General features: G+C 37.3%; 9 protein-coding genes. All 9 read left to right on the forward strand.

The window, feature by feature from the left end:
* Nucleotides 1-282 precede the first annotated feature (282 nt).
* The 9 genes from QZ334_RS05470 to scfA all read left to right on the forward strand — a co-directional run bounded on the left by QZ334_RS05470 (nucleotide 283) and on the right by scfA (nucleotide 8266).
* A complete protein-coding gene (locus QZ334_RS05470; protein ID WP_004697076.1) occupies nucleotides 283-516 on the forward strand; it encodes a FeoA family protein in 234 nt (77 codons plus the stop codon).
* 9 nt (nucleotides 517-525) lie between these two features.
* Nucleotides 526-2898, forward strand: coding sequence for a ferrous iron transport protein B (gene feoB, locus QZ334_RS05475; RefSeq protein ID WP_105088980.1), 2373 nt, complete (start codon nucleotides 526-528; stop codon nucleotides 2896-2898).
* Between the two features lie 231 nt (nucleotides 2899-3129).
* Nucleotides 3130-3336, forward strand: a complete 207-nt coding sequence (locus QZ334_RS05480; RefSeq protein ID WP_105088981.1) for a FeoB-associated Cys-rich membrane protein — start codon at nucleotides 3130-3132, stop codon at nucleotides 3334-3336.
* Between the two features lie 107 nt (nucleotides 3337-3443).
* Entirely contained in the window at nucleotides 3444-3704 is a 261-nt protein-coding gene (locus QZ334_RS05485; RefSeq protein ID WP_005376730.1) for a DUF6110 family protein, read from the forward strand.
* Nucleotides 3705-3720: 16 nt separating this feature from the next.
* Complete coding sequence (locus QZ334_RS05490; RefSeq protein ID WP_295232563.1) at nucleotides 3721-5859, forward strand: heavy metal translocating P-type ATPase; 2139 nt, start codon at nucleotides 3721-3723, stop codon at nucleotides 5857-5859.
* A 115-nt stretch (nucleotides 5860-5974) separates the two neighbouring features.
* Nucleotides 5975-6379: a hypothetical protein gene (locus QZ334_RS05495; protein WP_105085392.1), complete on the forward strand. Its 405-nt coding sequence runs from the start codon at nucleotides 5975-5977 to the stop codon at nucleotides 6377-6379.
* Nucleotides 6372-7214, forward strand: coding sequence for a hypothetical protein (locus QZ334_RS05500; RefSeq protein ID WP_295232565.1), 843 nt, complete (start codon nucleotides 6372-6374; stop codon nucleotides 7212-7214). Before QZ334_RS05495 ends, QZ334_RS05500 begins: the two co-directional genes overlap by 8 nt.
* Before the next feature lie 49 nt (nucleotides 7215-7263).
* On the forward strand, nucleotides 7264-8055 hold the full coding sequence (locus QZ334_RS05505; RefSeq protein ID WP_295232567.1) for an ECF transporter S component: 792 nt from the start codon (nucleotides 7264-7266) through the stop codon (nucleotides 8053-8055).
* Between the two features lie 67 nt (nucleotides 8056-8122).
* Complete coding sequence (gene scfA, locus QZ334_RS05510; protein WP_004693318.1) at nucleotides 8123-8266, forward strand: six-cysteine ranthipeptide SCIFF; 144 nt, start codon at nucleotides 8123-8125, stop codon at nucleotides 8264-8266.
* Nucleotides 8267-8349 lie beyond the last annotated feature (83 nt).

The raw sequence follows: 8349 nt of genomic DNA on the forward strand, positions 1-8349 counted from the left end.
ATGATTATCTTAGTAGTGATTCTTATTTTTTAGGTGTTCTTTTTTATTGGTGACAGCGCGAATAACACCATACCTCATAGGGTTTTATGAGGGATTAATAAATCAATTCTCATATTTAATATGAGAAAAAAATATATATATGAGATATAAAATCACCATAAAAATGATAATAATTGTTGAAATTCCTAATTAGTTTGGTATAATAATTTAAGATATTAATACGCATTATTACTTGGTGTGTTTAATATGAGGTTGTTAGGTACAATAATTAGGAGGTGTCGTATGGCTATCAAAAAGTTAAAAGACATGAAACCAGGTGAGTCTGGTCTTATTGTTGCACTACATGGCAGTGGCAATGTTAAGCATCGTCTAATTGACATGGGTCTTGTAAATGGTACAAAAATCCATGTTATGAAGTTTGCCCCTTTGGGGGATCCGGTGGAAATCAAAGTAAAAAACTTTGAATTAGCACTTCGTACAAGCGAAGCTGGCATGATTGATGTAGAGGTTCAATAGGAGGTTCACATGGCAGAAAATGGGCAAATTCGCATTGCCTTAGCAGGTAACCCTAACTGTGGTAAAACTACAATGTTTAACAATATCACAGGGGCGAAGCAACACGTTGGTAACTATGCCGGCGTTACAGTAGAAAAAAAGGAAGGCCATACGAACTTTGATGGCCATGAGTTATTGTTTATTGACTTACCAGGTACATATAGCTTAACTGCACGTTCCTTGGATGAGTTAGTAGCGCGTAATGTTATCGTAAATGATAACCCAGATGTTATTGTTAATGTTCTTGATGCATCTAACTTGGAACGTAACTTATATTTAGCTGCACAATTATTGGAACTTGAAAAGCCAATGGTTATTGCTCTAAACATGGCTGACGTTGCTGAAGAAATGGGCATCAAATACGACCTAAAAAAAATGGCAGAAATGACAGGGGCTACAATTGTTAGCACAGTAGGTCGTACAAACATTGGTACAAAAGACTTGTTAGAAGCAACAATTAGTGTAGCTGCTTCTCAAAAAGCTCCTGGTGTAACAATTAACTATGGTGATTTGTTAGAAGGTAAAATTAGTGAGCTTGTAGAATTGCTAAAACAAGCGGGCACTGTTACATATCCACTTCGTTGGATTGCTGTTAAGTTGTTAGAAAAAGATGCTGACGTTATTGGCAAAGTTATGCGCTTTGATAATACGGAAGCTGTTATTCAAAAGGCTGAAGCTATTCGTGAAGAAATTAAGGATCAAGTTGATCTTGATATTGTCTTCCAAGAATATCGTCACCGCTTTGCAGTAGAAGTATATAATACATGTTTAACACAAGCGCCAACTCAATTGGAAACACGCTCTGACCGTTACGACAAAATCTTAACGCATCGAATTTGGGGCTTACCAATCTTCATGGTTGTTATGTACTTATTGTTTGCGTTCGTTAACTTCGTTGGTGGTATTCCTCAAGGTTGGATCGAGGATGGTTTCGCTGCATTACAAGCTTATGCGGTTCAGACTATTCCAGAGGGCCAATTACAGTCACTCGTATCTGATGGTATTATTGCCGGCGTAGGTGCGGTACTTTCATTCTTGCCATTAATTTTATTACTCTTCCTTGGCATTTCTTTCTTGGAAGATACTGGTTACATGGCTCGTGCAGCCTTCGTTATTGACCGTGTAATGCGCGCATGTGGCTTGCATGGTAAATCCTTTATTCCTTTGCTATTGGGATTTGGTTGTTCCGTACCATCTGTAATGGGCGCTCGTATCCTTGATAATTATAAGGATCGAATGGTTACTATTTTGATTACACCATTCATGAGTTGTTCTGCTCGTTTACCAGTATATATCTTATTTGCAAATGCGTTCTTCCCAAATGGTTGGGATAGTACTTTAGTTGTATTCTCTGTATACTTCTTGGGTATCATCTTCGGTATTATCTTTGCAAAAATCTTCCGCAAATTCCTATTTGCTGGTGAAGCTGAACCATTTGTAATGGAATTACCTCCATATCATTTGCCTACATTGAAAGCTACTTGGATGCATATGTACGAACGTGCTAAATTGTACATCATTAAAGCTGGTACTTTCATTATGGCCGCATCTATCTTGATTTGGTTCATTACTGCATATCCTATGGATGTTGAATACTCCAAAGATTATGATGCAGTGAAAGAACAAGTTGCTCAAGAGTATGAAGTGAAAGATGCTGCTACATTAGCTCAATTTGGCATCACTACAGATGATCAAAAAGAGGCAGTAGATAAAATTGTAGAAGATATGAAAACTACAGTACAAGATGCTACTGATGCGGCTAAAAATGCGGGAGAAGATGAACCTGAAATAGCGGTTGAAGAAGATTCTGAAGCACCTGAATTATTTAATGATATTAAAGATGAAAACCAAAAATTGTTCCCTGCAGCATGGGCTATGTACAAAAATAGTGCTAACCTAGATGCTGAAAATGACAAACTTGATAAAGAACAAGCTTCTGAAAAAATTGAACAGTCCTATGCAGCATCCTTTGGTAAAGCAATCAACCCAGTTCTTGAACCATTGGGCTTCGACTGGAAGATGGGCTTGTCTCTCGTGGCTGGTTTAGCTGCTAAAGAGGTAGTAATTTCTACATTGGGTACAGTATATGCAGTAGGTGGTGATGATAAAAATCCAGCTCCATTGACTGATTACTTACAAAATGATCCAAACTTCTCACCATTGATTGCATTAACAATGATGTTGTTCGTATTAATTTACCCACCTTGTTTGGCAACATTAGCTGTTATCAAACGTGAAACAGGTTCTTGGAAATGGGTTGCATTCATGTTCTGCTATGAAAATACATTTGCATGGATTGCATGTTTCATCTTCTATAACATTGGTCGCGCATTAGGTTTCTAATCTAGAGTCGCTAAATAGGAGAGTTTAGCCACTTTTAGATTCTTTAAACAAAAATGAATAGAAAAAATGCGATTTTGTTATAAGTAATTTAGAAATAATACTTGATAATTATCAATATTCGTGGTTAAATGATAATGAGAAAAGGGAAATATCCTTTAGATATTGCTTTTATCTTGTTTATCACTAAGACACATATTGTAATTTAGTAGATATTGAGAAAGAGGCATAATAATGGATAATCTTGTTATAGGACTCATAGTTGTATTAGCAATAGCTTATATCGGCAATAAATTTTACAAACAAATGTCTGGTAAAGGTGGCTGCGGCTGTGGTGGCGGTAGCTCCAAGTCTGGCTCTAAAAAATCTTCTGGTTGCGGTGGTAACTGCAGCTGTGATGGTTCCAATAAAGCACTAGGCATTAAACGTACTGCTAAGTAAGCTAATACGAATTCTGAATTTGAAAGAGGGGTTTCTATAATGGGCTCCTCTTTTCAAATATAGTAAGTAAATTTTTTATATATTTATTAGTAGAAAGGGATATTATCATGTTCAACTTCAACCAAAACAATCTTAAAAACGCTAACTTATTCGCAGCAGGTCTTGCATTGGGTACTGTAGGTCTTAAAGTATTAACTTCTAAAGACGCTAAAAAAGTATATGCTGGTATCGTAGCAGCTGGCCTTCGCGCTAAAGAAACTGTATTAGAAACAGCTGAAAAAGTACAAGCATCCGCATCTGATGTATTGGCAGAAGCTCAAGAAATCAACGAAGCACGCAACGAAGAAATCTTTGAAGAAAACAAATAATTAGAGGATTGCAGATATGTTACAATTTTCTGTTGTACGAAAACTCAGAAATCGCTTGCATGTTAAGGTAACTGGTCATCGCTTTACAGAAGCTGAAGCAGCTTATGTAGAGGATACATTACTCCTTAATGATGTAATTGTAGATGTAACCTTCTACACTCGTAGCAGTCAAATCGCCATTAAACATACTGGCGATTCTGATGCTGTGCGTGATGCAGTTCTCGGTCTACGCGATTTAGATTTGTCCGAAGCACCTGCTTTGAACGAATATTCACCTCGCTTGGTAAATAAAAAATATCGTGAAATGATGATTAACCGCACTGCACTTTACTTAGGTAAAAAAGCAGTGCTTCCTGCACCGATTGCGGCTGCATGGGCTTGGTTTGACGGTGTTAAATTTATCGGTAAAGCCATTAAAACATTGTGGCAACGTAAGTTAACAGTAGAAGTACTTGATGGCGTAGCTATTGGTGCTGCATTACTTCAAAAAGATTATCCTACAGCTGGCGCTGTTATGTACCTATTAGGTATTGGCGATATCTTAGAAGAATGGACTCACCGTAAATCCGTATTGAATCTTGCTCAAAGCATGTCCTTGAACGTAGATAAAGTATGGGTATTAGTTGACGATATCGAAGTGAGCAAGCCAGTTAACGAAGTTGTGGCAGGTGATAAAATCATTATTCGCCAAGGCGAAGTGATTCCATTGGATGGCGTCGTTATCGATGGTGTTGTTCTTGTTAATGAAAGCTCCATGACTGGTGAACCAGAAGCGGTTCGTCGCGATCAAGACAGTTCTGTATATGCAGGTACTGTTGTAGAAGACGGTAAAGCTATTGTAGAAGTACGTAGCACATCCAAAACATCTCGTTACGAAAAAATCGTTAACCTTATCGAAGAGTCTGAACAAATGAAATCTGGTATGGAACAACAAGCATACCGCATGGCTGATAAATTAGTTCCAATAAGCTTTATTGGTGCTGGTTTAACATACTTGTTGACTCGTAATGTGATGAAAGCATTGTCTTTCGTAATGGTTGACTTCTCTTGTGCTCTTAAATTATCCATTCCATTGGCAGTACTTTCCGCTATGCAAGAAGCATCTAAACGCGGTATCACTGTTAAAGGTGGTAAATTCTTAGAACAAATTGCACAAGCAGATATGATTGTATTCGATAAAACAGGTACTCTTACAAAAGCAGAACCTGAGTTTGAACAAATCATTCCATTTAATGGTCATGATGCAGATGAAATGTTAAAATTGGCTGCATGTATTGAGGAACATTTCCCTCATTCCATGGCAAAAGCAATTGTACGTGCTGCTAAGGATCATTCCTTGCCTCACAAGGAAATGCACTCCGACGTAGAATACGTTGTAGCTCATGGTATTGCATCTAAAGTAGGCCGCTACCGTGTACGCATTGGTAGTGCTCACTACATCTTTGATGATGAAAAAACAAAGATTCCTGCAGATGAACAAGAAAAGTTCAATAATTTACCAAATTCATCTTCCCATATTTATCTCGCTATTGGAGGTACACTAGCAGCGGTTATTTGTATTAAAGACCCTGTTCGTGAGGAAGCAAAACAAGTTATAGCTGATTTACATACATTGGGCATTAAAAAGGTTGTCATGATGACTGGCGACTCCAAACGTAATGCACAACGTGTGGCTGACGAACTCGGCATCGATGAATTGCATGCTGAAGTATTGCCAGAAGATAAAGCGGCTTATGTAAAACAAGCAAAAGCTGAAGGCTATACTGTTATGATGGTAGGGGATGGTATTAACGATTCCCCAGCAATTTCTGAAGCACATGTTGGTATCGCTATGAATGAAGGTGCACCAATCGCTCAAAAAATTGCAAATGTTACTATTTCTTCCGATCATCTACAAGCTCTTGTAGATTTACGCCGCATTTCTATGGCATTGATGAAACGCATCAAAGCAAATTACAATGGTATCGTTGGTTTCAATGGTGCTCTTGTAGGTGGTGGCGTACTCGGTATTATGCCGCCAAGCCAAACAGCATGGTTGCATAATCTATTCACATTGGGTATCGGCTTAGAAAGCATGACTCCATTGTTGAAGAAAGAAGAACAAAAGGAAACTGTTCCTACAATTGATGTAACAGCTGACTCTGTAGTGGCTTAATTAAAAACCTCCATATAAGGTATTTATTTACCTATATGGAGGTTTTTCTTTTTTGATGACATTTATCTATGATTATTGTAAAATACAAAGAGATTACATATCATAGGAGATCTTTATGAACACATTAATAGATATTTGTAAAAGATCCATCTACTTGAATATATTTATCGTAGTAATTCCTATTATTGCGTATATGATTCATAATGGATCGAGTGCGACAGTAGCACTTGCATGGTATTTGCTCTTATCGTTAATAATGCCTTGGGCATATTTATCGTTTAAAAGTAGTACCTTTGGCGAGGGTAAATCGATTAGCCGTATTGCCTATTTTATAAGTTGGATTATAATTCACGGTATTAGCTATAAAGGTATTTTTCTCGGTATAGATTTATCTATGTTATGGAGCTGGCCAACAGTTGGTCGAGATGTAGCTTTCTTAGTAGCTATGTATATTGGTGTTACTATTAGCTTGATTTTGGCATACGGTCTTACTCGTTTAGTAGGAGGCCGTAATGAATAAGAATTTCTGGTTATTTACCGTTGTCTGTGCATTATTTGTAAGTGCTGTAACGACAGTTCTTTCTTTAAGTGGCGCGCTAGCTTTACCAATTTTAGTATTCCCCGTGTTGTCCCTCGTAATACCTCTTATGGTACGAAGACTTAAGAATGCTAAATTTAATGATGATCTACCATTGAGTATGGGATATCATACGTATAGTTGGGCTTGGTGGACTGTATTTTCATTTCTGCATACGCCCTTTAGCTTTACCGCAGATAATGGAATTGTAACAGCGTTGCTTCTCTTCGTGGTGTATTTTATAGTTCAAGTACTTATTGAACTTTGTGGGTTGCTAGCTACTAAGTTTTTCAATCGAAATCATCGATGGGGAATGGTAGATGAAGCACTCGATATAATTGGGTATACTATTCCAATTCCATTCTTATATATTGGTTCACTTCTCTATATTGATCTACAAGATCCAATGGTTTATTTCATGTATGCGTCATCTATGAATGTAAATATACTCTTTGCAGAATTAGTGTCATTACTTATATCCTTATTGGTATTTGTATTCTATTTATATCCAAGAGAAATAGCCTATAAAGGTATACGATTATTTCGTATTGTTTTAACTGCTGGTTTATGGCTCGCTATGAATGCCCATATTTTATATGGTGGTTATATTCCAGAGTTTGTTTTATCTTTAGTTCCTACCGTTTTTCCAACGTATCAAGGTAATCCACTAGTGTTTGTTACCCCAACTTTGTTAGAAGCTGGTATGACAGGTGTAGCAGTGATTATAGGTGCATTGGTAGAGCGTGGTATTATTTCACGACGCCGTGAACGTATTTAATTTCTAGTTTCGACTTATATCCGTAAGGAATGAGAACGAAGGAGGATCTATGAACAACAATGAACGTCCAGTGGATGATAACTCAACTGTATCAATCCCAGGCAATGAAACGACTAGCCCCGTTGAACGTAAAAAGGTTAAAAAAGAGAAAAAGAGTGGTATTACTATTCGTGAGCTTACCATTATTGGTTTGTTGGCGGGAATCACAATCGCATTAGGTGTATCTGGCTATGGTATTATTCCATTAGGCCCGCTTAATGTAACTACTTTACATGTACCGACACTTATTGGTGCAATTGTAGAGGGGCCTAAAGTTGGTGCTTTTGTAGGGTTTATCTTTGGTTGCTATAGCTTGTGGCAAAATATTACAGCACCTAATATTTTATCTCCACTATTCATTAATCCAATCATTTCTGTGTTACCACGTATACTTTTCCCTGTATTAGCATATTTAGTATACTTATTATTGTGGAAAGCACCTCAAGGTCCACGTATTCTTGTATCTGCATTTATGGGGACTGTATTCCATACAATTATGGTTATGGGACTTATCTTCTTGCTTTACGCAGATATGTTTGCTATTAAAATGAACCTAAGCCCAGATCAAGTATTAGGCTCTATTGTATTTTTATCTGTTACGCATGGTATTCCAGAAGCTGTTTTTGCAGCTGTTATCGTTACTCCAGTTGCATTGGCATTACGTAAGGTATTGCGTAAGGATACTCCTAAGAAAGAAAAAGCTGATGCTGTTACAAGCGCCGCAACAACAGTAGGAGCGGATGCAAATAAAACTACAGAAGTTAATAAAATAAAATCTGTAGAAGAAAACATAACTAAATAGTATTTTACAGGCTTTTCATAAATATGATAAAATAAATATCATTCGATAAGTATTGAGGAGGATAACCATGGCTAAACGTATTCGTACTATCAACACTGAATCCTTGCAAAAAACTGCTAAAACTGGCGGTTGTGGGGAATGTCAAACATCTTGCCAATCTGCTTGCAAAACAAGCTGCACAGTTGGTAACCAAGTTTGCAAACAAAAATAATAAAGAGGCTCGCTTAGCGGGCCTTTTTTATTATTGTCTTTAGACTGGTTCGCGACGTAGTCGCGAATCATTAAACCACCCGC

It is taken from the genome of Veillonella sp. (assembly GCF_019414865.1).
Classification (GTDB): Bacteria; Bacillota; Negativicutes; order Veillonellales; family Veillonellaceae; genus Veillonella.